Source organism: Flexivirga caeni, assembly GCF_003724155.1.
GTDB lineage: Bacteria > Actinomycetota > Actinomycetes > Actinomycetales > Dermatophilaceae > Flexivirga > Flexivirga caeni.
Genome location: NZ_RJJQ01000042.1, coordinates 1 through 2,105 on the forward strand (window position 1 = coordinate 1; position 2,105 = coordinate 2,105).

At 64.6% G+C, this 2,105-nt stretch carries 1 protein-coding gene and 1 pseudogene; both read left to right on the forward strand.

Going from position 1 to position 2,105, the window contains the following annotated elements; genetic code table 11:
• Positions 1-70: 70 nt before the first annotated feature.
• Positions 71-1,447, forward strand: a complete 1,377-nt coding sequence (ltrA, locus tag EFY87_RS19865; RefSeq protein WP_123273221.1) for a group II intron reverse transcriptase/maturase — start codon at positions 71-73, stop codon at positions 1,445-1,447.
• Between the two features lie 126 nt (positions 1,448-1,573).
• Positions 1,574-2,032, forward strand: a pseudogene (locus EFY87_RS19870) (transposase); the annotation flags it as partial.
• Between the last annotated feature and the right edge of the window lie 73 nt (positions 2,033-2,105).

Sequence of the window (2,105 nt, forward strand, 5' to 3'; positions counted from 1 at the left end):
CAGGGATGAAGCCGACGCCGATGGGGTCGTGTGGCCGGAGTTGGAGTACGCCGAGTTCCAGGTACTGAGGATGCAAACCAAGCTGCACCAGTGGGCTACCGGTGATCCTCACCGGCGGTTTGATGATCTGTTCAACCTCGTAGTCGATCCCGCGTTTCTGGTGGTGGCGTGGGCTCGAGTGCGGGGTAACAAGGGCGCCCGTTCGGCTGGCGTGGATGGGCGGACTGCCTATTACGTGGAGCGCGAACGCGGCATGGAAGCGTTCCTGGAGCAGGTGCGGACCGCGGTGCGGTCCCGCACGTTTGCTCCGATGCCGGTGCGGGAGCAGCTGATTCCCAAACCGGGGACGCGTAAACGGCGACGGTTGGGTATCCCAACCGTGACCGACCGTGTCGTGCAGGCGTCCTTGAAGTTGGTGTTGGAGCCCATCTTCGAGGCCGACTTCCGGTCGTGCTCGTACGGGTTCCGGCCGAACCGGCGCGCCCATGACGCGGTCGCCGAGGTGCGTTACTTCACCAGCAAGCCCCGCTGTTACGAGTGGGTGGTGGAGGGCGACATCACGGCGTGCTTCGACGAGATCTCGCACCCGGGCCTGATGGACCGGGTGCGCGGTCGGATCGGGGACAAACGTGTCCTGGCGCTGGTCAAGGCCTTCTTGAAGGCAGGCATCCTCAGCAAGCAGGACGGCCTGCGTTCGAGTGACACCGGCACCCCGCAGGGCGGGATCCTCTCGCCGCTGCTCGCCAATATCGCCTTGTCGGTCCTGGATGAGCATTTCCAGGACCACTGGCGATCGTGGAGCAAGTGGACACGAGAACGACGCCGAGCCGACGGGTCCGGGGTGTGGAAGTTCGTGCGGTATGCCGACGACTTCGTCATCCTGGTCCGTGGTGACCGCGCCCTCGCCGAAACCCTCCGGGATCAAGCAGCGGCCGTGTTGACACCCATGGGCTTACACCTATCGGAGGCCAAGACGCTGATCACGCATATCGATGAGGGGCTGGATTTCCTCGGGTGGCGCATCCAGCGCCATACCCGGCGGAACGACGGCCGCAGATTCGTGTACACCTACCCGTCCAAGAAGGCCCTCAAAGCCGTCATGGCGAAAGTGAAAGCGATCTGCCGACACGATCTCAACGTCGACCTGGCCACCGTGCTGTACCAGTTGAACCGGGTGCTGCGCGGCTGGACCGCCTACTTCCGTCCCGGAGTCTCCTTCGCGACGTTTGACTACCTACGCTCGTATGTCTGGGCGCGGGTCGTCGACCGGTTGCGGCGCAAACACCGGGGAAAGATCACCTGGAAGAACCTTCGGCGCAAGTACATGGCCGGAGGATGGTGGCCCACCACCGAGGAGGTGACCTTGTTCAATCCGACCAGTGCCCGGACTACACGGTACCGGTACCGCGGTGAACGAATCCCCTCCCCGTGGCCGATCGCCAGTTGAGCATCACACCACCCGCTGCGACTCGCGGAGAGCCGGATGCGGTGAGAGCCGCACGTCCGGTTCGGGAGGCGGGCCGCGGAAACGGACCGGTCGCAAGGCCGGCACCGCACCGCGGTCCGACCTCACGTGGTCAAGGTCCGCGACGGCCAGGTCGCCAACAGGCCGTTCTACGCCGCGATCGGCGTGACCGTGGATGGGTGCAAGGACGTGCTCGGGCTGTGGGCCGGCACCCCGGGTGACGGGGAGGGTGCGAAGTACTGGCTGGCGGTGTTGACCGAGCTGAAGAACCGCGGCGTGGCCGACACGATGTTCGTGGTCTGTGACGGCCTGAAGGGGCTGCCGGAGGTGGTGGCCACGACGTGGCCGGACGCGATCGTGCAGACATGCGTGATTCACCTGCTACGTAACAGTTTCCGGCTCACTAGCAGGAAGTACTGGGACCAGATCGCCAAGGAGTTGAAGCTGGTCTCTCCCCCGCAAGCGGGAGGTACCCCCTCCGCGCCGACGGCGGCAGCGGCACGATCCGAGTTCGAGAAGTTCACCGGCTCCTGGGGTGCCCGGTATCCGGAATTTGTCAAGATGTTTGGGGCCAGCGGTTCTTAAGCAGCTGGTTGTTGGTCCTCCTGTTCTTCCTCGGGTGGTTTGTTGATCCAGGCGT

Coding starts and splice junctions, on each gene's coding strand:
- ltrA (WP_123273221.1), top strand. CDS start 71: ATGCAAACCAAGCTGCACCAGTGGGCTACCGGTGATCCTCACCGGCGG.